The sequence below is a fragment of the Streptomyces roseochromogenus subsp. oscitans DS 12.976 genome, assembly GCF_000497445.1.
Lineage (GTDB): Bacteria > Actinomycetota > Actinomycetes > Streptomycetales > Streptomycetaceae > Streptomyces > Streptomyces oscitans.
In genome coordinates this window covers 8,590,950-8,612,832 of record NZ_CM002285.1, presented here as the reverse complement: position 1 = coordinate 8,612,832, position 21,883 = coordinate 8,590,950, and the positions used below count along the sequence as shown (strand labels likewise).

Annotated in this window: 15 protein-coding genes and 3 pseudogenes; 5 read left to right on the top strand and 13 right to left on the bottom strand. The window is 70.3% G+C overall.

Features of this window, described 5'->3' with window-relative positions:
• Window positions 1-6: 6 nt before the first annotated feature.
• Both M878_RS86950 and msrA read right to left on the bottom strand, forming a co-directional pair.
• Window positions 7-1,077, bottom strand: a complete 1,071-nt coding sequence (locus M878_RS86950; RefSeq protein WP_245238292.1) for a hypothetical protein — start codon at window positions 1,075-1,077, stop codon at window positions 7-9.
• Window positions 1,078-1,144: 67 nt separating this feature from the next.
• Window positions 1,145-1,666: a peptide-methionine (S)-S-oxide reductase MsrA gene (gene msrA, locus M878_RS86945; protein WP_023552894.1), complete on the bottom strand. Its 522-nt coding sequence runs from the start codon at window positions 1,664-1,666 to the stop codon at window positions 1,145-1,147.
• Between the two features lie 377 nt (window positions 1,667-2,043).
• Here msrA and M878_RS86940 point away from each other — a divergent pair, with 377 nt between their 5' ends.
• Window positions 2,044-3,747, top strand: a complete 1,704-nt coding sequence (locus tag M878_RS86940) for a carbohydrate binding domain-containing protein (RefSeq protein WP_023552893.1) — start codon at window positions 2,044-2,046, stop codon at window positions 3,745-3,747.
• Between the two features lie 26 nt (window positions 3,748-3,773).
• On the opposite strand, the pseudogene M878_RS86935 reads toward M878_RS86940, so the two are convergent.
• From M878_RS86935 to M878_RS000000100585, 3 genes and pseudogenes are all read right to left on the bottom strand, one after another.
• Window positions 3,774-4,235: pseudogene (locus M878_RS86935) on the bottom strand (GNAT family N-acetyltransferase); the annotation flags it as partial.
• Between the two features lie 236 nt (window positions 4,236-4,471).
• Window positions 4,472-5,488 carry a hydroxyacid dehydrogenase gene (locus tag M878_RS86930; RefSeq protein WP_023552890.1) on the bottom strand — a complete coding sequence of 339 codons (1,017 nt, stop codon included), beginning with the start codon at window positions 5,486-5,488 and terminating at the stop codon, window positions 4,472-4,474.
• An 83-nt stretch (window positions 5,489-5,571) separates the two neighbouring features.
• A pseudogene (locus M878_RS000000100585) lies at window positions 5,572-5,790 on the bottom strand (Gfo/Idh/MocA family protein); the annotation flags it as partial.
• 455 nt (window positions 5,791-6,245) lie between these two features.
• On the opposite strand from M878_RS000000100585, the gene M878_RS49875 reads away from it, so the two are divergent.
• Together M878_RS49875 and M878_RS000000100580 are read left to right on the top strand one after the other, a co-directional pair.
• On the top strand, window positions 6,246-7,265 hold the full coding sequence (locus tag M878_RS49875) for an NAD-dependent epimerase/dehydratase family protein (RefSeq protein ID WP_209445589.1): 1,020 nt from the start codon (window positions 6,246-6,248) through the stop codon (window positions 7,263-7,265).
• A 133-nt stretch (window positions 7,266-7,398) separates the two neighbouring features.
• On the top strand, window positions 7,399-8,622 hold the full coding sequence (locus tag M878_RS000000100580; protein WP_245238291.1) for a hypothetical protein: 1,224 nt from the start codon (window positions 7,399-7,401) through the stop codon (window positions 8,620-8,622).
• On the opposite strand, the gene M878_RS86920 is transcribed toward M878_RS000000100580, so the two are convergent.
• Window positions 8,541-9,371, bottom strand: coding sequence for a TetR/AcrR family transcriptional regulator (locus M878_RS86920; protein WP_023552886.1), 831 nt, complete (start codon window positions 9,369-9,371; stop codon window positions 8,541-8,543). The genes M878_RS000000100580 and M878_RS86920 overlap by 82 nt on opposite strands.
• Window positions 9,372-9,608: 237 nt before the next feature.
• On the opposite strand from M878_RS86920, the gene M878_RS86915 reads away from it, so the two are divergent.
• Entirely contained in the window at window positions 9,609-11,324 is a 1,716-nt protein-coding gene (locus M878_RS86915; protein WP_023552885.1) for an MFS transporter, read from the top strand.
• 155 nt (window positions 11,325-11,479) lie between these two features.
• Here M878_RS86915 and M878_RS86910 read toward each other — a convergent pair whose 3' ends face one another.
• The 5 genes from M878_RS86910 to M878_RS86885 form a co-directional block, all read right to left on the bottom strand.
• Window positions 11,480-11,674, bottom strand: a complete 195-nt coding sequence (locus tag M878_RS86910; RefSeq protein ID WP_023552884.1) for a hypothetical protein — start codon at window positions 11,672-11,674, stop codon at window positions 11,480-11,482.
• Window positions 11,675-11,731: 57 nt separating this feature from the next.
• Complete coding sequence (locus M878_RS86905) at window positions 11,732-12,535, bottom strand: IclR family transcriptional regulator domain-containing protein (protein WP_023552883.1); 804 nt, start codon at window positions 12,533-12,535, stop codon at window positions 11,732-11,734.
• A gap of 93 nt (window positions 12,536-12,628) precedes the next feature.
• Window positions 12,629-13,579, bottom strand: coding sequence for a quinone oxidoreductase family protein (locus M878_RS86900; protein ID WP_031226934.1), 951 nt, complete (start codon window positions 13,577-13,579; stop codon window positions 12,629-12,631).
• A gap of 636 nt (window positions 13,580-14,215) precedes the next feature.
• A complete protein-coding gene (locus M878_RS86890) occupies window positions 14,216-15,835 on the bottom strand; it encodes a type 1 periplasmic-binding domain-containing protein (protein ID WP_023552880.1) in 1,620 nt (539 codons plus the stop codon).
• 5 nt (window positions 15,836-15,840) lie between these two features.
• Complete coding sequence (locus M878_RS86885; protein WP_023552879.1) at window positions 15,841-18,009, bottom strand: hypothetical protein; 2,169 nt, start codon at window positions 18,007-18,009, stop codon at window positions 15,841-15,843.
• 211 nt (window positions 18,010-18,220) lie between these two features.
• Here M878_RS86885 and M878_RS95360 point away from each other — a divergent pair.
• Window positions 18,221-18,463: pseudogene (locus tag M878_RS95360) on the top strand (DUF7873 family protein); the annotation flags it as partial.
• A 483-nt stretch (window positions 18,464-18,946) separates the two neighbouring features.
• Here M878_RS95360 and M878_RS86875 read toward each other — a convergent pair.
• Window positions 18,947-20,284 carry a cysteine desulfurase gene (locus tag M878_RS86875; protein WP_078630491.1) on the bottom strand — a complete coding sequence of 446 codons (1,338 nt, stop codon included), beginning with the start codon at window positions 20,282-20,284 and terminating at the stop codon, window positions 18,947-18,949.
• Window positions 20,271-21,650, bottom strand: coding sequence for a family 2B encapsulin nanocompartment shell protein (locus tag M878_RS86870; RefSeq protein ID WP_023552876.1), 1,380 nt, complete (start codon window positions 21,648-21,650; stop codon window positions 20,271-20,273). Before M878_RS86870 ends, M878_RS86875 begins: the two co-directional genes overlap by 14 nt.
• Between the last annotated feature and the right edge of the window lie 233 nt (window positions 21,651-21,883).

The window sequence follows — 21,883 nt, the reverse complement described above, 5'->3', positions numbered from 1 at the left end:
CCCGTTTTACGACAGACGGCTGCCGGTGTCGTCCACGGTCTCGGGTGCGGCCTCGGCTGCGGTAACGGATCCGCGGGCACGGACGAGCGCCCGCAGCATGACCGCGCCCGCGGCGACGGCGGCGACGTGCAGCACGGCCGCGACCGCGAGGTTCTCCGGCAGGGCCGTACCGGCGGGGTGGGCCAACGCCACGTACAGGACGAACGGCAGCTGCCAGCCGCTCCACGCGCACAGCGACCCCGTCCCCAGCCAGCCGAGCGTCAAGGGGATCCAGTGGCGCAGCCGGGCGGGCCGGCCGCGGCCGACGGTCCAGGTGGCCGCCGCGGCGGTGAGCCCCCACAGCCCCCACAGGCCGGTCAACAGCCGCTCGCCGACGCCCCGTTGTGCCGGATGCGCGACACCGGCCGTACCGCCGAGCGCCCAGTAGGCCCATACTGCCCCGATCACCGCACCGGCGCCCACTGCCCACCGCACCGGGCGGGCGAAGCCGCGGCCCGCGTCGCCGACCCGGCCGGCGAACACCTCCGGCCGGCGTCGTCGTAGGTGCGCGGGCAGGGCGACCGCGAGACCGAGTCCCATGCCCACGAAGCTCGTCTGGATCAGCACGGCTTCCCAGCCCGGCATGGCCGGGCCACCGTCGTGCCGGTGCCGTGGCGCGCCGTCCGGCAGCCCCAGCAACGAGTCGAGTACGGCGTACGGCAGCAGGGGGACGAGGAAGCCCGTACCCACCCAGGCGACGCCCGCGACCCACCGGACCGGCAGGCGCAGGCCCCAGGGCCGTACCAGGGCCAGCGCCACGGCGATGCCGAGGCCGGCCATGCCGATGGTCGCTGTGTTGAGCGCGACCCAGCCGGCCAGGCCGAAGCCGTCACCGATGGGCAGCACCCCCGCGATCGCGCCGACCACCCATGAGACCTTGATCAACGCGTACGGCGTCATCACCGCCGCCGCCGCGTACGCCGCCAGCCGACCCAGCCGGTCGAAGTGGTCCCCTGAGCCCAACCGGTCCACCGAGTCCCCCGTCTCTCCGCAGGCACCGCGCTCGTGCGGCTGCCTCCGCAGACCCAGACTCGTCACCGGGCGGACCGGTCACATCCCGCGCGGGTCGGATCGCGCTCCCCCGTGCGGCGGAGACAGGGGTGGTTCAGTTCGTCGTCGCCGGCCCTCGCCGCGGCAGCTTCCAGTTCGGGCGCGGGAAGTGGCAGGTGTAGCCGTTGGGATAGCGCTCCAGGTAGTCCTGGTGCTCGGGTTCCGCCTCCCAGAAGTCACTCACGGGCTCCACCTCCGTGACCACCTTCCCCGGCCACAGCCCGCTCGCCTCGACGTCGGCGATCGTGTCCAGGGCGACGCGGTGCTGTTCCTCGTCGCCGTAGAAGATCGCGGACCGGTAGCTGCGCCCGATGTCGTTGCCCTGGCGGTCCCGCGTGGTCGGATCGTGGATCTGGAAGAAGAACTCCAGGATGTCGCGGTAGCTCGTAGCCGTGGGGTCGAAGAGGATCTCGATGGCCTCGGCGTGGTCGCCGTGATCGCGGTACGTCGCGTTCGGCGTGTCGCCACCGCTGTAGCCGACGCGCGTGGACACCACGCCCGGCTGCTTGCGGATCAGATCCTGCATGCCCCAGAAACAACCGCCGGCCAGTACGGCCCGCTCGGTTCCCACTGCCATCGGTCACTCCCTGACGCTCGAGCCCGGCGCGGTCGTCAACATGCCGGTTTCACCGGTCACCCAGCCTAATACCGCCCGCGAGCAACCAACCAACGGCCACCGCGGGACGTCACGACCGGCCAGTCGCCGGACGTCGCCCGCTGCCGCCGGGGCGGGCGGGGCGGGCACGGCCCGGCCAACTCGCCCTCGCCGCGACCGAGTTCCGCCCTGCGTGACGGCGGGACAGGCATCGTGAATCCACCTGGTTGAAGTTGGTCTAGTCCTCTTGACGGGGCGGCGCGGCGGCTGTTTGGTATGTACCAACGCGGGCCCGGCACGGCACCACCCCACCACCCCACCACCCCACGCCCTAGAGGCACCCCGAGAGGGGAACTGTCATGCACCTGGCAAGATTTGGCGCTTCCGTCTGCGCGCTCGCGCTCGCGGCCACCGGCGTCGCCGTCGCTCTGGCACCCGCCGGCAGCGCCGCGACGAGCAGCGTCTACTCCGTGGCTCCGTATGTCGACATGTCGAACAGTCAGGAGGGCATGCTCGACACCGCCGTCACCGGACACCATCTCAAGGCCTACACCGCGGCCTTCGTACTCGGCGAAGGCTGCAACCAGATCTGGGGCGACACGCTCCCCATCGGCAACGACTCCTACACCGACCCCGAGATCGCCAAGGCGAAGTCCGAGGGCGCCTCCGTCATCATCTCCTCCGGCGGCGCGAGCGGTGAGCCGCTCGCCTGGACGTGTTCCACCCAGAGCAGCATCGACGCCGGATACCAGGCCATCATCAACGACTACGGCGTCACCCAGCTCGACTTCGACGTCGAGGGTGCCGCCGTCGCGGACACCGCGGCCGCGGCCCGCCAGATGCAGGCGATGAAGGACCTCAAGGCGTCCAACCCGGGCCTGCAGTTCTCCATGACGCTGCCGGTGCTGACGACCGGTCTGACGGGCGACGGCGTCAACATCCTCAAGGCCGCCAAGAACGCGGGCATCAAGATCGACGTGGTCAACGTCATGGCCATGGACTACTACGCGGGCACCGGCACCGAGATGGGCCAGGGCGCGGTCGACGCCGCCCGGGCCACGCTGGCGCAGATGCAGTCCGTCGACTCCTCGTACACCTACGCCAACCTCGGGATCACCCCGATGATCGGCAAGAACGACGACGGTTCCACCTTCACCCTGGCCGATGCCCAGACGGTGGAGAGTTTCGCGGCGCAGAACGGTGTCGGGCGGCTGGCGTTCTGGTCGGTCAACCGGGACCAGCCGTGCAGCGGAAGCGCCAACTCCCTTCCCACCTGCAGCGAGATCAGCCAGAACAGCCTCGCGTTCACGGACGCGTTCGTGCCCTATGAGGGCAGCACGGGCGGGGGCGGAGGCACGACCAGTGACTTCTCCCTGTCCCTGGCGCCCGGCTCCGCCTCGGTCGCGCAGGGCGGCTCCGCCACCGCGACGGTCTCCTCGGCCGTCACCTCCGGCAGCGCCGAGTCCGTCAGCCTCTCCGCCTCGGGCGCGCCCTCGGGTGTCGGCGTCTCCTTCAGCCCCGCCTCGATCACGTCCGGCGGCAGTTCGACGCTGACGGCGACGGTCGGGTCGTCCGTGGCCGCGGGCACCTACCCGATCACCGTCACCGGCACGGCCGCCGGCGGCAGCCACAGCGCGACTTTCACGCTCACCGTCACGTCCGGTGGGGGCGGAGGCGGCGGGGGCTCGCTGACCAACGCCGGGTTCGAGACCGGCAGTCCGAGCCCCTGGACCTGCACGGGCGGCAGCACGGTGGTCTCGGCCCCGGTCCACACCGGCAGCCACGCCCTCCAGGTCACGCCCAGCTCCAGCGGCACCGGTGAGTGCGACCAGACCGTGACCCTGTCCCCCAGCCACAGCTACACGCTCACCGGTTGGGTCCAGGGCCCCTACGCCTACATCGGGGTCAGCGGCGGCGCCACCGCCAGCACGTGGTCGAACAACACGAGCTGGAACCAGCTGACGGTCAACTTCACCACCGGCAGCAGCGGAACCGTCACCGTCTACGTCCACGGCTGGTACGGCCAGTCCGACGTCCACGCCGACGACTTCGCCGTCACTTAGAGCCCACTGCGCGCGCGGCCGGGAGGTCAGCCCTTCAGGGCGTAGAACTGCATCGGCGAGTCCGGCTGGAAGCCGATGCGGGGATGGACGGGCGCACCGGCCGCGGTCGCGTGCAGGGTTGCGCGGGTCAGGCCGGTGGCCCGGGCGCCCTCGAAGTGAGCCTTGCGCGTGACCGCCTCCGTGTAGCCACGGCGCTGCCACTCCGGGGGGGTGGCGACGAGCACGACGAAGAGACGGCGGTCGGCCTCCACCGTCGCGGCGCACGTCACCGGGACGCCGTCCCGCACCCTCAGGTAGGCGTGCACCTCGTTCTTCCACAGCGTGGAACCGAGGAGACCGTCGCGGCCGGCTTCCAGCGGGAATCCGTAAGCGCGGGAGTTCAAGTCGGCGTACGCCCGCAGCTGTTCGTCGGTGGTCACGCGCACGAACGTCAGATCGGGCTGGGACGGCTCGGGCAGGGGGATGACGCTCCCGGCCATGCGGGACCCGCCAGGCATCACCGTCCGCTGGGCCGACTGCCGGTTCCCCTTCTGGAACTGCGTCACCCTGACCGAGGCCGACGCCGACGTGGCGCTACGCCTCGAACCGGCGCACCACGACATCACCGCTGCGGTCGTCCGCAAGGTTCACCGACTCGACGACCACCCGAACCGGTACGAGCATGTACATCTGATCAATGGTCAGACGTCCACGCTTCCGACGTCACCGCGGCGAGTTGCGTCGCTCAGGCCAGGTGTGACAGGGCCTCGCGGGTGACCGCGCCGAGCAGTGGCTCGCCCGTCACCCACCGATCGACCTCCGCCACCGCGTACCGTCCGAGCCGCTGCACCTCACTGCCCTGTGCACCGGCGATGTGCGGGGTGACCAGCACGTTGGGCAGGGAGAGCAACGGATGGCCGGGCGGCAGCGGTTCGGGGTCCGTCACATCCAGGTACGCCTCCAGCCTCCCGGACGCGCACTCATGGGTCAGCGCCTCCGTGTCGACGATGGCGCCCCGGGCCGTATTGATGAGCACACCGCCGTCCGGGATGAGCCCCAGCATCGCGGCGTCCAGCAGCCCGGTCGTCTCCGGCAGCAGCGGCGCGTGGACGCTCACCACCGCCGACCGACGGCACAGCTCGGCCAGTTCGACCCGCTCCGCGCCGAGGCGGCGTGTCTCGTCGTCCGTCACATACGGATCGGTAAGGAGCAACCGGTGGCCCGCGTCGGACCGCCGTAGAGCGGCCAGCACGCCGCGGCCGATGCGTGAGGCGCCCACGATACCCACCGTGCTGCCGTCGGCACCGGAACGGTATTCGGAAGCCGGCCAGCCGTCTTCGTAGCGGGCCGCCATGGTCAGGGTGCGCCGGGTGGCGAGGGCGATGAGGGCCAGCGTGTAAGCGACGACGGGGCCGGCGTTGGCGTCGGCGGCCGACGACACGACGATGCCCCGTTCCCATACCGCGTCGCTCACCAGCGACTTGACGGTGCCGGCGGCGTGCATCACCGCGCGCAGCCGGGGCGCCCCGGCCAGGACGTCGGGCGTGAGCCGGGGGCAGCCCCAGCCGCTGATGAGGATCTCCGCCTCGGCGAACTCGGCGGGGAACATCGCCCGCGGAGCCGAGCCCTCCTGGACGGGAGCGAGCCGGACGCGGGCGGAGAGGCGTTCGCGCAGCTCTGCGGGGAGCACCTGGCCGACGATGGAGGGGTCCATGACGCAGACCGCCACGGGCAGGTCGGGGCGGTCGGGGCGGGCAGCCATGTGGTGTGGTCCTCTTTCGGTTCGCATTTCGGTCGTATTGCAGTCGTATGTCAGTCAGCTTTTGACCATAGAGGCGTCGTGGAGGCCGAGGGGTAGTAAGGGCCCATGTCGAGCAGCGGGCCGCCGCCCGGCTGGTGGTAGAACTCCGGGTCCGGGTGCCACTTCTCGTGGCCCGCGCTGGTCATGAAGGCGGTGGCCGCGACCGGTCGGCCGACCAGTCCGTCATCAACTGCCCTGCGTGCGGCCTGAGTTCCCGCACCGAGGACGGTGTCGGGCGCGCAGCCGACCCGCAGTCCCGCCTCCCGCGGACCGGTGACGGGGGACGATGACCGCGCAGATCTCCTGGCCGTGCCGGGCGGCCGATCACCGCGGGGGCGAGCAGGAGGACGGCCGGCCGTTCGCCGCGCAGATGACGGACCAGCGGGGAAGGCTGCCGTAGCGGACTGCGTAACGGGCCGCCTGCCAACGCGTCCCGCGCCGTTCGCCGGACGGCGGATTCCCCAGCATAAAGTCCGCCGCCCGCAGGGGGAATGACACGTAAAACGCGTCCACATGCGGAACGATAACCGCCGCTTGGTTCAGCAGTTCAGCGATCACCCAGGGCCGTTGCCGCCGATTCACCTCGCTGTTAGACTCCTCGGGTCTTCTGGGCCATTTGGCTTCGTGCGCCCATCGAGCGCACCGCACGATCTCGGCCACATTTCACAGAGCACCGCCTTGAATAACCGGGTACCACGTACCAACAAGGGGTATTCTCATGTCGGATGACGCGCGCGACGGGGCCGACACAGGTACGAACGTCGTGGTCACCGGTGCGGCGGGTTTCATCGGATCCCATCTCGTCGAGGAGTTGCGGCGGTCCGGAAAAAACGTGGTGGGGATTGACCGGAAAACCGGTTGGCCGGAAGTCGAGATCTCAGCGTCGGACGGACTGGGATACCTCCGTACGATTCGAAGAGATCTTGTCTCAGCCGATCTCGATATCTGTCTGAAAAACGCCTCCGCGGTTTTCCACTTAGCCGCGTTACCAGGCGTCCGGCCGTCCTGGACGCAATTTCCCGAGTATCTGCACTGCAATGTGCTGGCCACGCAGCGCCTGCTGGACGCCTGTGTCCGCCTGGGCGTCCCGCGCGTGGTCGTGGCCTCCTCCTCCAGTGTCTACGGCGGTGTCGCGGACGGCGCGATGAACGAGGACGACATCCCGCACCCGCTGTCCCCCTACGGGGTCACCAAGCTCGCCGCCGAACGGCTCGCCCTCGCCTTCGCCGCGCGCCCGGACGCCGCGCTCTCGGTGACCGCTCTGCGTTTCTTCACGGTCTACGGCCCCGGCCAGCGCCCGGACATGTTCATCTCCCGGGTCATCCGCGCCACCCTCGGCGGTGAGCCCGTCGAGATCTTCGGCGACGGCGCCCAGATCCGTGACTTCGTCCATGTCTCCGATGTGGTGCGCGCGCTGCAACTGGCCGCGACTGCCCCCGCGTGCGGCGTCCTGAACATCGGCACGGGCCACGCCGTCTCGGTCAACGAAGTCCTCGCCCTCACCGGGGAGTTGACCGGTCTGGTGCCTGACGCCCGGTACGGCCCGGCGCGCCTCGGCGATGTGCGCGCGACCACGGCCGATGTCGGCCGCGCCCGGCTCCGCCTCGGTTTCCGCGCCCGCACCGACCTGCGGACGGGGCTGGCCGCACAGATCGAGTGGACCCGGCGGTCGCTGGCCGGGACACCGCCACGGCAGGCCGCCTCGTCCGTCGGGATGACGCCCACCCGCCGGTCGTAGCCGGCATGTGCGGTCTCGTGGGATTCACCGACGCCGGTGGCGGGCTCGATGCTGCCCGCGCACGGCCGAGCGGATGCTGGCCGCCGTCGCGCACCGCGGCCCGGGCGGCTCCGACGGGTGCCGTCACCGAGGTGTGACCTTCGCGCACTGCGCGCCGGCCTTCAGCGACCCGCCCCGCGGCCGCCAGCCGTTCCTCTCCGCGAGCGGCGTCACGGCCCGCGTCCTCAACGGCGAGATCTACAACCACGCCGAGCTGCGCCACGCGCTGCCCGCGGCCGGCACGGCGCTGCGCACGGACAGCTACACCGAAGTCGTCGTGGAACTGGTGGAACTGTACGAGCGGCACGGCCTGGACATGCTGCACCGGGTGCGGGGCATGTTCGCCTTCGCCCCGCACGACACGCGGGCCGGCACCCTCGTGCTGGCCCGCGATCCGGCCGGGTCGCTGTGGCAGAGCCCGCCCGTACGCCTCAACGAGCCGCTGCCGGTCCGTGGCCGCCGACGCTCCGGCGAATCGTTTCTGACGCATCATGTGCGCAAGACGATGGCCCGGGGGTTCCGTCCGACGCCGCCCTGGTCGGTCCCGGTGCGGCAGGTGCTGCCGGACGGCACGACGGTCGCGTCCGGGGCACGCTCGCCGAGCAGAAAGGAGCAGCTGGACGCGCTGCTGGAACGCGTCGCGAGACGGTCGAGGCCCATCCGAACGCCCCCTGGTGCGTTTCGTCGGCATGCAGGGGTCGTCGGCGCGGGAGGAGGCCGGTCCGTACGACAGCTGCGGGCGCTGCTGCGCCGGGCGGCGGACCGGCTGCCCGCGCTGGGGCTCCGCGGTCTGTCCCTGCCCGGCCCCGGCAAGCCCCGCACGCTGAACGCGGCGATCGACGTGGCCGAGTTGCCCGGCTGCGCCGGTGTGGGCTGTGTCGAGGTGCTCCAGGTGCTCGGCGAACACTCCCCCGCACGGATCAGCGACCTCGCCGCCCGCCGCTTGGCCCCGAGCACGGTCAGCGGACTGATCGGCCAGATGATCACCTCGGGGCTGGTGGCGCGTGACATGGACTCGGCCGACCGCCGGGCCTCCGTCGTCACCCTCACCGACGCCGGGCGCGAGAAGCTCGCCGCCTGGACCACGCCCACGAACGCCGTATCGACGGCGCGTTGGCCGCCCTCGACGACAGCGCCCGGGCGGCCATCACGGACGCACTGCCCGCTCCGTTCCAGCTCGCCGAGCACCTCGGCGAGCCGGCCGACGGCGCCACGGCGGACTGACCGAAGCGGGGATCAGCCGGAGTCCGGAACCCCGCCGGAGTCCGGAACTCGGCCGGTGTCAGGGCTCGCGGAGGCCGACGAGTCCGGCAGGTAGCTCGCCAGGCCGCGCAGGATGATCTCCAGGCCGATGTCGAAGCGCTCGTCGGAGGAGTCCGACACGATCAGCCCGGCCAGGGCGCGCAGATGGGGAAAGTCCGTCGCGGGCAGGGACGCGAAGTAGTTCCGCATCTCGTCGGCCATCTCGCGCCAGTCTGGGCGGGCCAGTGACGAACCGTCACCGCCGCCTCCGGCGGCGCGGTCCTGCCACATGCCCTCCTCCAGGACGAACCCGTCGATATAGGTGGAGATGAGGTCACCGGCCTCCGCCGCGATGCGGTCGGGCAGCCCGGCCGTCCGGAAGACGGCGAGCAACGTCTCGACGTGGGGCAGCAGTTCGGCGGTGAAGGGGACATGGGCCATGGAGATCCGGGCCATGTCCCGGTGGGACCGCAGGCGCCGCCGTCCGGAGCGGGCGTAGTCCCGCACCTGCTCCTGCCATCGCTCCGGGTCGGGTTCGGGCATCTCGAAGCCGTCGAAGAGCCGGGTGTACATCAACTCCAGGAGGTCGTCCTTGGAGCGGACATGGGCATAGAGGGCGGAGACCGCGACCCCCAGCTCGGCGGCCACCTGACGCATCGACAGCCTGTCGAGGCCCTGGCGGTCCAGCACGGTGAAGGCGGCCTCGACGACCCGTTCGCGCGACAGCGGTGTGCGCGCGGGGACGACGTGGGCGCGAGCGGGACGTCCGCGTTCCCAGGGGGACGGCGGAGGAGGTGTCGGGGTACCGGCGGCCGCGTCACTCATGACCACAGTCTAAGCGTCGGGAGAACAGTGTTCTCCCTCGGCGAGCGGCGTCCACAGGGATGGCGAGGCAACGAAGACGCGATATATCTTGTCCGACAGCCAGGGATTGCGCTATATCTTAATGAACATCGTTCTTCTGGTGAGCACTGTTCTGTTAGGGTGAACAGCGTTCTCTGGATGCCATCAGCCCACCCGCGCGCGGCCCACCGCCGCGCGGCCCTTTCACGAGGAGTTCCGATGTCCACCACCGGTGTCGCGTCCGCCGAGGCGCCGCTCACCGACTCACCAGCGCCCTACCGGTGGCGCTGGGCTGCGCTCTTCGTGATCCTGGCGGCCGAGGTCATGGATCTCCTCGACGCCGTAGTCACGAACATCGCCGGCCCCTCCATGCGGGCCGACCTCGGCGGCGGTGCCTCCACTCTGCAGTGGCTCGCCGCCGCCTACACGCTCTCGATGGCCGTCGGGCTCGTCACAGGGGGGCGGCTCGGGGACATTCACGGGCGGCGCCGGATGTTCCTGGTGGGAGCTGCCGGCTTCACCCTTGGTTCGCTGCTGTGCGCGCTGTCCGTGTCGCCCGAGATGCTGATCGCCGCACGCGTGGTCCAGGGCCTGTTCGGCGCGGTGATGCTGCCGCAAGGCCTCGGCATGATCAAGGAGATGTTCCCGCCGAAGGAGTCGCAGAAGGCCTTCGGCATGTTCGGACCGGTCATGGGACTGTCCGCGGTGTGCGGGCCGATCCTGGCGGGCTGGCTCGTGGACGCCGACTACTTCGGCACCGGCTGGCGGATGATCTTCCTGATCAACCTGCCGCTGGGTACCGCGGCCTTCCTCGGAGCCCTGCGCTATCTGCCGAGGGGCAGGTCCGGCAGCAGGCCGCGCCTGGACATCCCCGGCATGCTCCTCGTCTCACTGGGCGCACTGCTCATCATCTTCCCGCTGGTCCAGGGCCGTGAGTACGACTGGCCCCTGTGGACGTTCCTGATGATGGCCGCCTCGGTGGTCGTCTTCGCCGCCTTCGGCACGTACGAGTCGCGCCGCAGCAGGGCCGGTCGGGACCCGCTGGTCGTGCCGAGCCTCTTCCGCAAGCGTGGATTCAGCGGCGGTATGACCCTCGGGCTGGTCTTCTTCTCGACCATGCAGGGCTTCATGCTGGTCTTCAACCTGTACACCCAGATCGGCCTCGGCTATTCGCCGCTCAAGGCGGGCCTGGTGATGGTGCCCTGGTCGGGCGGCATGATCGTCGGCTTCGGCGTCGCTCAGGGTCTCACCCGGTTCGGGCGAGCCGTGCTGCAGGCGGGCGCGCTCGTCATGGCCGTCGGCGTATTCGGCGTGTGGCTGACCCTCGACCTGGTGGGCAGCGGCGTCGGCCCCTGGCAGCTCGTGCCGTCCCTGCTCGTCACCGGCATCGGTATGGGCCTGCTCATGGCGCCGTTCTTCGACATCGTGCTCGCCAGCGTCGAGCCGCACGAGACGGGCTCGGCATCCGGCACGATGACCGCGGTGCAGCAGCTCGGCGGCGCGTTCGGCGTGGCGCTCCTCGGCACCGTGTTCTTCGGTCTGCTGGGCGGCGGGATCGCCACCGCCGTCGACCACCACGCGGACGGCCTGCGCGGGCAGTTGGCCGCCGCGCACGTCGCACCCGCTGCTCGGGAACGCATCGTGGCGGACCTGCGCCGTTGCGCCTCGGACCGCGCCGTCGCCAAGGACCCCGCCGCGACCCCGGCCTCCTGTACCCGCCTGGAGAATGACACCCGGTCCGCCGTGACCTCACCTCAGGCCGGCGCGCGAATACCCGCCGCGCTGCAGGCCACCTCGTCATCGGCCTTCCGGAGCGGTTTCGGCACCGTCATGCGGACCATCCTGTGGATCGTCGACGGCATGCTCGCCCTGACCTTCCTGCTCGCCTTCCTCCTGCCGCGCCATGCACGCCCCGAGGGGTCCGCGGGGCACTGAGCCCCGGCCGCATCAGCCTCCGCTTCGGCGAGCGGGACGGCCGGGCACCACTGGGGAGTGACTGCCCGGCCGTCCCGAGGGGACAGGCGACGCCCCGGCAGCAGCGTTCTCCAGAAGGGGTCGTCCACAGCAACTGTGCTGCAGAAGGCGCCCTTTCAGCCTCCCCTGACCTCGGGGTTGGCGCAGTGGGCCAGTGACTCGCCGAGGAGGAAGCGGCCGGCCTCGAAGGCGACGATCCGGGCGGCCTTGTGGGCGACCTCGCGGCTCGCGCCGGCGATGTGCGGGGTGAGGACGACGCCCGGGGCGGACAGCAGGCGCGAGCCGACCGGTACCGGGTCGACGGGGAACACGCCTATGAGTACTTCGCGCAGATGCGCGAGTAGGGGAGAGAAGGTGACGACGGGTGATCAGTCGGCCGGCCAGGCTCCGCCGAGTCGGCTGAGTGCGGCGGCCGCCGTGATGGTGGCGTAGATGTAGTGCAGCGGAGCCTGGGGCATGACGTCCATGGGCTTGAGCAGCAGAACCGCGCCCCAGATCGAGCCGTCCCAGAGGACTGGGGCGGCGACGGAGTTCCACTTCGCCATGCACTCCTGGTACCCCAAGGCGTACCCCTGGTCGCGGATGTCGACGAGCGAGGCGAGCAGCTCGTCGCCGTCCCGGATGACGCCGGGACCGGCTTCCTCCGGGACCGGATCGGCGGCCACCCGCTGCTGGATCTGCTCGGGCAGGAAGGCGAGGATCGTCCGGCCCGAGGCGCCGGTGCGCAGCGACCGGGTGACCGAGAGGACGTCACGCGGCGTCATGCCGAGCTCGACGAGATCGGAATCCCCCACGGCCATGTCCAGGCACTGTCTGCCCGCGATGCCGAACGGGGCTCTCATGTACAGGAAGACCAAGCCGTCGTCGGTCGCCCTGCGCAGGCTCTGCAGGACCTCGGTGGCCTCGCTGCCGGAGAGGTTGTCCTCGGCGAGTGCGTGGAGCCCGAGATCGCCGACCGTACTGCCGAGCTGGTAGAGGCCTCGGTCGATGCGGACGAAGGTGTTGTTGTAGGTGCCGGCGGTGAGCATGCGGCCGGTGGTGGAGTCGTCGAGATCGGCGGTCTTGGCGATCTCGGACAGCCGGTGGGCACCGGGGCCCAGCGTGATGAACGCCTGCTGCACCCGCATGAAGCGGTCGGCGTAGCTGGTCCCGGTTCCACGCTGTCCACTCATCAGCCGTACCCCCTTCGATGCGCCCGCGCCCGTCCTCCTGGGCTTCGGTGGCACACGGTGCCGGTGCCACCCCACACGGGGGGTACAAGACTATTACGTGGTGGGGTCGAGACTGAACTTGCCCGTTCCCGTACGACTGTTGAGCACTCCATGCACCTTTGCCGCGTCGGCCAGCGGGTGGATCCCACCAGTCACGATCTTGAGCGTGCCGTTGGCTACGGCGTCGAAGAGCTGCCTCATGGACGCGGCCAGCGGGAGCGTCCGGTCGGAGTACAGATGGGGGAGCCAGAAACCGGCGACAGTGATGGACTTCTGGAGCAGCGTGTGTACGGGGACGTCGGCGAGCTGCCCGCCGGCGAAGCCGTACACGACGAGCCTGCCGCGCGGGCCGACTGCGTCGAGGGTCTGGCGCAGCGTGGCGCCGCCGGTCATCTCCAACGCGGCGTGCACCGGCCCTCCCGCCGCATCGAGGATCCGCTCGGCCAGGCCGTACTCGTCGGAGGAGTCGACGGCAGCCGTCGCCCCGAGTTCCAGGGCCAGCCGACGCTTCTCGTCCGTGCCGGCGAGGGCGATGACCCGGGCGCCCGCCCGGTGCGCCAACTGAACGGCCAGCGTGCCGACGCCGCCGGCCGCGGCGGGGATGACGACGGTCTGCCCCTTGGTGATCTGGGCGACCGTGAAGAGGAGGTGGTACGCGCTGTTTCCCTGCAGTGCCAGCGGCACCGCCTGTTCGTCGGTGACCTCGTCGGGAATCTCCCATTGCAGCCTGCGGTGGACGGCCGCCTTCTGCGCGTAGCCGCCGCCCCGGGTCAGCGCCACGACGCGTTTGCCGTCCGGTGTGGTGCCGACGACCTCGTTGCCGGGGATGTAGGGCAGCTCGACCGGTGCGAGGTAGGTGTTTCCCCGGGCATGGACATCTGCGTAGTTGACACCCGCCAGCCGCACGTCCAGCAGGTTTTCCCCGCGTGCGGGCTCGGGGTCGGGGACGTCCTCCAGTCGCAAGACCTCGGGGCCGCCGAATTCCCTCATGACAATGGCGCGCACAGCACTCCTATCGATGCAGGCCGGACCTGTACCCACGACAGGCTAGGACATCCGCCTCACGCCCCCGACCTGGGCACCTTGCCTTATGCATCTTTCTCACGAGGTGAGAAAGGGCGGCCCATTTCTCACTCGGCGAGAAGGTTCGGCCTTGAACTTCTCGCGAGATGAGAAGCGAAATAAGCGGGTTGCAATTGACCCTTTCAGCGAGACATAGTGATCCCGCCTCGTTTGCCAGGCACTTTCCCCACTGCCGGCCGTCACGGGGGTGCGGCCGGCAGTGGGGGATACGGGCAGCAGGGGTGACCCTGTGGTGCGGGGCGCTGGTCAGCGTTCGGAGCGCGGCCCACGCGGTGCTGCTGCCCGCGGGGCGGACCTGGACAGTGAGCCGGCGGACCTCCGTGGTCTTCGCCGGATCCTGTGGTTCTTCGCGCAGGGCGACGAACGCGCCGTCGGCGCGGGCCTGAAGATCCAGGACGCGATGCTGGGCGGCGGGGACGAGCCGGGAAGCCGTGCCCCGGGCGCCGGGCTGTACGGGGTCGGTGGTTACCACAGCTTCTCCCGCCGTGTGGATCTTATAGGGACGCTGTGACAGTCCGGCCTCACGATGGCGCGAGCCACCGGTCGAGGTGGGGCATGTCAGGGGGTGCGGCTGGGGATGACGCAGTTCTTCGGTTGTTCCTGGCCGGTGGGCCAGCCGAGGCCGACGAACTGCAGCCTTCCCGGGCCCTGTCGGCCCGGATCCAGCTCGACGACCGCGACCGGCTTGTCGTACGGATTGCCGCCGCTGGTCAGGCAGATCAGGCCGCTCGTGCCCTGCACCCGGTGCCGGGACTGGAGTTGTGGCCACTCCCCGCTCACATCCTCCAGGCTCGGCACCTTCGTGGCGTCGCCACTCTGTACCTGGTGCAGGGCCGTGCCGATGGTGACCAGGCCGTCGTACACGAGCATCGTCCGGGAGTCCTCCAGAGTCGGGGTGGAGCCGAGGTTCGTCCCCTGGTGGAGCGTGTTCTGGATCAGCTTGTTCAGGTTGTCCAGGGCCGCCTTGGGCTCGGTGAGGTACTGGGGCAGTTCGTCGGCCATGGGCTTGCGGTGGTGGCTCGCTTCGAACTTCTCGCCCCAGGCGGCCAGTTCGGTGCTCCAGGCGTCCGGGTGCGCGGGGGCGGCGTACTGCACCGTCACCTTCGCCTTGCCGTCGGCGCCGCGCAGCTGCGCCCAGTCCTTCTCCGACATGGTCTGTCGCAGCGAGGCGCCGTCGGCACCGCTGATGATGGTGTAGTGCCGGTTCTCGCAGCTCAGCTGAGCGAGCTTGAGGGCGAAGAGCCTCAGGTGCAGTGCGCGCCCCGCGAAGTAGACGGTGTCGGCCTCGGTGTCGCAGATGTTGTTGGCTATCTGGGTGAACTGGTTGCCGGTCGAACCGGCCTCGTCGATCGCCGGGGAGGTGAAGGACATCGCGGCGGGACCGGGCGGCCCCGTCTCCTTGATCCCGTTGAACGCCTTCGCCAGCGAGTCGACGTAGCCGTCCGGACGCGTGTCGTAGACCAGCACCGTCCTGCGGTCCTCCCGGCCCTGTTCACCGTTGAAGTCGGCCAGCGCCTGGGCCGCGTCGTGGTTGGTGGGGATGATCCGGGCCAGGCCGGGGAACTGCGGGTTCGCCATGCCGTCCGCCGCGTCCGCGTTCGAGATCTGGTCTCCGGTGATGCGGGAGGCCAATACCGGAATCCTGTGTTCCGTCAGCCGCCTGACGGCCTGCCGCGTGGCATCGAGGCTGAGGTTGAAGCCGGTGACGGCGCGCAGCCGGTCCTTGGGCGAGTCGGCCATGCGCAGCAAGGTGTCCACGACCGTCGACTGGTGCCGGTAGTCCTGCCCGGGGTTGGCCAGCACCAGCCGGATCCTCGGCGGTTCCCCCTCCCCCTCGTTGGCCTCCAGCTGCCCCAGATACGCGCCCTGGAGGTCGCTGCGCATCTGCCGCCGCAGTCCCGCCATGTCCGACTGGAGCGGCAGCATCATCGCCACCGTCACATAGGGCTGGCCTTCGATCTTCTTGTTCTCCTGGGCGATGGCACGGGCCACGTCACCGATCTCCGGTGTGCCGAAGTCGTAGCCCGCGCCGTTGACGCCGATACACTCGCCGTCGATCCGCTCGACCCCCTCTGCGCAGGTGTCCGGCCTGCTCAGGACGGACCAACCGAACAGGCTCCCCGCCACGACCGCCGCCGTGACCAGCAGCGTGTAGAGGATCTTCTGCCATCTGGGCATCCCCGTTACCTCCTTCGCCCGAGCTGTTCGGTGCAGGCGCAGCGCAGCAACGGCTGCTCGTTCTCCGCCAGGGCGCTCCAGTCGGTGGCCGTCCTGCCGAGCTGCCCGGCGCCGTCGAACTCCATGATCGAGAGCAGGTCCAGGAGCTTGGCCAGCGTGCGGGCGGTCTCCCTTCCGGTCGGCCTGGTCCGCTCCTCGCACAGCCACACCGCGTGCAGCAGCTGGTCGACCGTGCGGCGCAGCGCCGGTCCGTCCACCGCCACCAGGCCCTGGGCGCGCTCGCGACGGGTGTCCGCGCCGCCCGGATGCGGCGCCTGCGCGATCTCCAGCAGCTCCGCGCACCACTCCTGCGGACGACCGGGCAGCGTGGCGGCCAGGTGACGGACCACGTCGTCCACACCGCCGGACACCAGGTGGTGGTTCATCCGGTGGGCGATGACCGATCCGAACGCCGCGCCGCTCGCCGCCCCCTCCTCCGCCGCGCGTCCGGTGTAGTGGTCCCGCAGCAGATGGTGGTCGGCGTACCAGGCGGCGCCGTCGGGGCGCAGCCCGTACAACCGGTGCACCAGCAGCTGACGCAGCCCGAAGTCGCCAATGAAGTGCCGTTCGCAGCTGGGCCAACCGGTGTCGGTCAGCAGCTGCCCCACATGATGCGCCGTCAGGCGGTGGACCCGGGCCGACTGATGATGGCGGAGCAGGACGTCCGCGCACTCCGTGTCGTGCGCCACCGACAGATGGGTGAGCAGATCGAGCCACTGGTCGTGGTGCTCGGCCGGCAGCCGTACCGGCAGTTGCTCCAGTATCAGCTCCTGCAGAAGTACGTCCGCCACAGGCCGCTCGGAGTCGCCGCTGCCCGGGAATCGCAGCGGGGCGTCCAGGATGTCCCGGTCATTGGCGTCCGCCGGCATCCGGAAGGCGGCGGCAGCGGCGGCCAGCCGGATCACCGTGTGCGGCCGTCCGCCGCTCAGCCCTGCCACGGCGGCGTCGATACGGCGGCGGTTCGTGCCGCCCTCCGGTTCCGCACGCCGCTGTCTGCGCTCGGTCTCCAGGCGGAGCTGGTCACCGGTGAGCAGCGGCATACGCAGCAGGAGCACCCCGTCGGCCAGCGGCGCCCGGTCCGCTGCCGAGTCCGTGCGCCGGGACCATGAAGGCGGCACGCCGTCGGTGGGCCGGAACTCCGCCGGGGACGGCACCTCCCGCGGCGGCAGTCCCCCGTACAGGAAGACGCCGCCGTCCGCCCGGCGCGCTGTGCCCACGATCACCACGCGGTCGCGCTGCCCGCCGCGGCGGTCGCTGAGCACGGCGCGCAACAGCTGCTCCCCCAGCGGTGACTCGGCGCGGTCCAGCAGCACCGCCGGGCGGCCGACCCGGCGCAGCCAGCCCAGCGCTCCCGCGTACGCCGCCTCAAGGTCCTCGCGCAGCGCTCTGAAGAGGAAGCTCTCCGCCAACTCCCGTTCCTCGCCGTCGGCCTGGAAGTCAGCGGCGAGATCGCGCAGCCCGTGCTCGGGCTGACCGCCCGCGCCGGGGTACGCGCCGTAGATCCGCGCCAGTTCCGTCCGGCCCCGGGGCGCCAGGCTCGCGAAGAGGCCGTCCAGCAACGCGTCGGCGACCGAGGCCGAGTACGGGTCCAGCGTCTGCCCGGACAGGGTCGTCAGCAGGTTCCGGATGGCTCCGCGCAGCGCACCCCGCCAGAAGTCGCCTGTCCCCAGGCCGGGAAGGCGCTGCTTCTGCGGTAATTCCCCGTACCGTTCGACCTCTGCCGCGACCGCGTCGGGGGTGGCCGCCGTGACGCCGGTCGCGATCATCGCGAGGCCCGCGAAGAGCCGTGGAAAGGCGAACGAGCCGCCCGTGCCCTGCCAGGTGCCCAGCCGCCGGGCGGCCTCGGCCAGGGCCTCGGTCGCGGCCGAGCGGGCGCCCGGCTCCGGTGCCGCCCGGTCCGCGTACACCGGCGAGCCGCAGTCCACGTAGATCACCGGCACCTTGGTGGCGAAGCGATCCCGTACCGCGCGCAGCAGTCGCCCCTTGCCCATGCCCGGGCCGCCGGTGAGCAGCACCACGGGCAGGTCGGGGCCGTACAGCGGTTCCCGTCCGCCGCCCGAGGGTGACCGCCCGAGCAGGCGCGCGAAGAAACCTTCTTCACCGAGGAGTCTTTCGAACCCCAGGTCCTCACACACGGATCCCCCATGGATGCTCTCCCGCCCAGGAGCAGGTGATCGTTGTGGTGAAAGGAGATTAGTGGAACATAGAGCCTTCTGTTCGGACAATGGTGGTTACAGGAAACGTAGTTGGCGATGATGGGCGCAGTGGTCCGGGAGGGGTCCCGAGACAGTGGGGTGGGCGGTGCGGGGCACCTATGGATCTGCGGCAACCTCTGGGCGCTGGGCGATAAAGAAGTCGCTCCAGGACATCACCGCGGCGCACCACAAGGTGCAGAAGCCGGCCCTGCTGACGGGCATCTCGCGTATGTACCAGCCGAAGGACGAGGAGGGTGAGCAACTGCCGCCCGAGTCCACGCGGGTACAGGTGCAGGCCGCCCACGTGCTGCGGGAGATGTCAGCGTCACTCACCCGGCTCTTCGATGTGACCGCCGCCAAGGACTGGGCGAACTGCGCGGCCCGCGCGGAGGTGTACTACGAGGACGTGCCCACCCCCGTGTGCGAGCGCGGGGGTGGGCAACAGGTGCGGGCCGGATTGAGGACCGGTGCGTGCGATGAGCGCAAGCTGACACTGAAGTTCAGCCTGAAGACACGGAGACAGTGAAGGTTCGAGCCCTTCCCCCGGCACAGCATGTGCAACGCGCCGGGGTAGCCCAACTTGGCAGAGGCAGCCGCGGTCGATCTCAGACTCTCGCTCCAGTCTCAGCATCGCCGCCGATCGCCGGATCGACCGAGGCCGGACGAACGTCGTCGGATGCGAGTTCGACTCTCGCCTGCACCTCTCTCCTGGTGCGGTAGTTCAAAGGAAGAACACGACGGCATGATGACTGATCCGACCTCTTGAACGCCGCCGGCGTGCGCAATTGGGTGGCATCCCCAGGGGACCGGGAGCTGGATACGACTCCCGGGCCCCGCCACATCCACCGGCTCCGGCCGGGGCCACCGAGCGCCCGGCCTAGGCGGCCCGCAGCTCCAGTAGCGACGCCACCAGCCGGTCCACCTCCTCCCTCGTGTTGTACAGCGCCAACGACGCGCGGGCCGCCGAATCGAGGCCGTAGTGAGCCAGCGCCGGCTGGGCGCAGTGATGGCCGGCCCGGATCGCGATGCCGTCGCCGTCCAGCCAGTCGGCGATCTCGGTCGGGCTGTGGCCGGGCAGGGTGAAGGTCAGTACGCCGATCCGCTCGGCCGCCGGGCCCAGCAGTTCGAGGCCCGGAACCTTGGCCAGGGCCTCCTGCGCGTAGGCCGTCAGCTGGGTCTCGTAGTCCGCCACCGCCTTACGGTCGAAGCCTGTCAGCCAGTTGAGGGCGGACAGCAGGCCGGCCACGCCGGAGATGTGGCCGGTACCGGCTTCGAAGCGGTGCGGGACCGGGGCGTATGTCGTACGGTCGAAGCTCACCGACTCGATCATGTTGCCGCCCGACTGCCACGGCGCCATGGTCCGGAGGATCTCTGGCTTGGCGTACAGGGCGCCGATGCCTGTCGGGGCGTAGATCTTGTGGCCGGAGAAGGTGTAGAAGTCGGCGTCCAGGTCCGTCACGTCGACGGGGAAGTGCGCCACTGCCTGTGCCCCGTCCACCAGCACTTTCGCCTGGTAGCGGTGCGCAAGCGCCGTCATCTCCCGCACCGGTGGAACGGTGCCGAGGACGTTCGAGGCATGGCTGAGGACCACGAGCCGGGTCCGCATGGAGAGCAGATCGGCGTACGCGTCCTGGTCGATGCCGCCGTCCGGCCGCAGGGGTACGGGCACGACGCGCGCTCGTGTCTCCTTGGCGACCCGTTGCCAGGGCACGATGTTCGCGTGGTGCTCCAGCACCGGCACGAGGACGTCGTCTCCAGGGCCGAGGTTTGCTCGCCCCCAGCTCTGTGCGACCAGGTTGATGGCCTCGGTCGTTCCCCGGACGAAGACGATGCTCTCGGGCGAGGGCGCGCCCAGAAACTGCGCGACCGCGGCCCGGCCAGCCTCGTACATTTCCGTCGCCTCGCGCGCCATGGTGTGCGCGCCCCGGTGGATGTTGGAGTTGGCAGAGGCGTAGAACGCCGCCAGCGTCTCGATCACCTGCCGGGGCTTCTGTGTGGTGGCGCCGTTGTCCAGCCAGATCAGCGGGTGACCGTTGACCGTCCGGTGCAGGATCGGCACGTCCCGGCGAGCCACTTCGGGCGAGAAGCCCTGGGAGGTACCGGACGGCTGGGGAGCGGCAGGGGCCATGGCCTGACCGGTGAGTTCGGGAGACCCGCGAAGCCCGGACAGGCCGGGCGGCGCGGGGACTCCGGCGGCAACGTCAGGAGTAGTCATGGTACTTGGACACCTCGACGTTCTGGAGCACCGCGAGCGCGTCCTCCACCAGCACCGCCGCGTTGAAGTACGCCGTCATCAGGTACGACGTGATGCCCTTCTGGTCCACGCCCATGTTCTTCATCGCCAGGCCCGGCTCGACCTCGTCGGCGACGTTCGAGGGCCGCAGTCCCACCACGCCCTGCTCGGCCTCGCCCAGACGCATCAGCAGGATCTCGGTGGTACCCACGCCCACGCCTCCGGAGAACCTCACCTTGTCGGACGGCAGCAGCGGCACTCCGCGCCAGGTCAGCAGCGGGCTGCCAAAGCGGTTCTCGATCACCGGGGGCACGCCCCGGCGTGTACATTCGCGGCCGAACGCCGCGATCGCCTTCGGATGGGCGAGGAAGTAGGCGGGCTGCTTCCACACCCGCGTCAGCAGCTCGTCCAGGTCGTCGGGGGTCGGCGCGCCGGTGCGCGTCTGTACGCGCTGCCCGGGAGCGACGTTGTTGAAGAGCCCGAACTCCGGGTGGTACAGCATCGAGGCCTCCTGCCGCTCGCGCAGGGCGTGCACGGTGAGGTTGGCCTGGGCCCGCGTCTGGTCGATCGGCCCGTTGTAGAGGTCGGAGACACGTGTGTGCACGCGCAACACTGTCTGTGCGAGCGTCATGTGGTACTCGCGGGGCGTGTCCTCGTAGTCGACGAACGTCCCCGGCAGGTCCGGCTCACCGACGTGCCCCGCCGTGAGGTCGACGGGGACCTCGGCACCGGCCATGACGTCGGCGCCGGCGACGTACGTGTCCAGCGCACCCCGTAAGGTCTCGTCCCGCTCGCTGAGCCGGGCGAGCTCCGCGCGCTCCAGGCAGAGGGCGACGCCGGCGGTCAGCGCCTGCACCCGGTACGGCATGGCCTCGGCGCGAGTCCACACGCCGAGGTCGAAGAACTGGCCGTCGCCGATGACGTCGAGGAGCGCGTCCGCGCCGTACTGCCCGGCCGCACGCTTCTCCGCGCGCCCGTGCACGATCACCCACAACCGGTCGGCCGGGGCGCCCTCCTGGGCCAGCAACTCGCCCGGCTCGAAGGTCACCTGCGTGAACGCGCCGGCCAGTTCCTCCAGCAGCGTGTCGTCCGCCTCTCGCAGATACGGCAGTTCGCGGAGGTCTCCTGCGATGACGCGCGGCGTGACGTCGTCGGTCGTGCTGATGCGGTCGTCGCCGAGGACGTACGTACGGCGCCGGTTGACCCGGTAGACGCCGGACTCGACGTCCACCCAGGGCAGCGCGCGCAGCAGATAGCGCGGCGTGATGCCGCGCATCTGCGGTGTCGTCTTGGTGGTGTTGGCGAGTTGCCGTGCGGCATCCGGGCCGAGGCTCAACCGCTCGTTCATGAAGAACTCCTCGCAGCTGGGGGATGGGAACGAGGAGCGATCGTCTTCCTGTCACCGGCTGACCACAAGAGGGGATTTATCTACTGATGGCGGGAATCATCCGCTATACGAAACTTGCCGGAATCTCACGAGCACCCGATCGACCCTGGTAGCCACAGGTCGCGGCACGCGGAGATGACAAGACAAGTCCTATCGGAACTGGGGCGGCCGCAGCGCCTAATCGTCCATAGAAG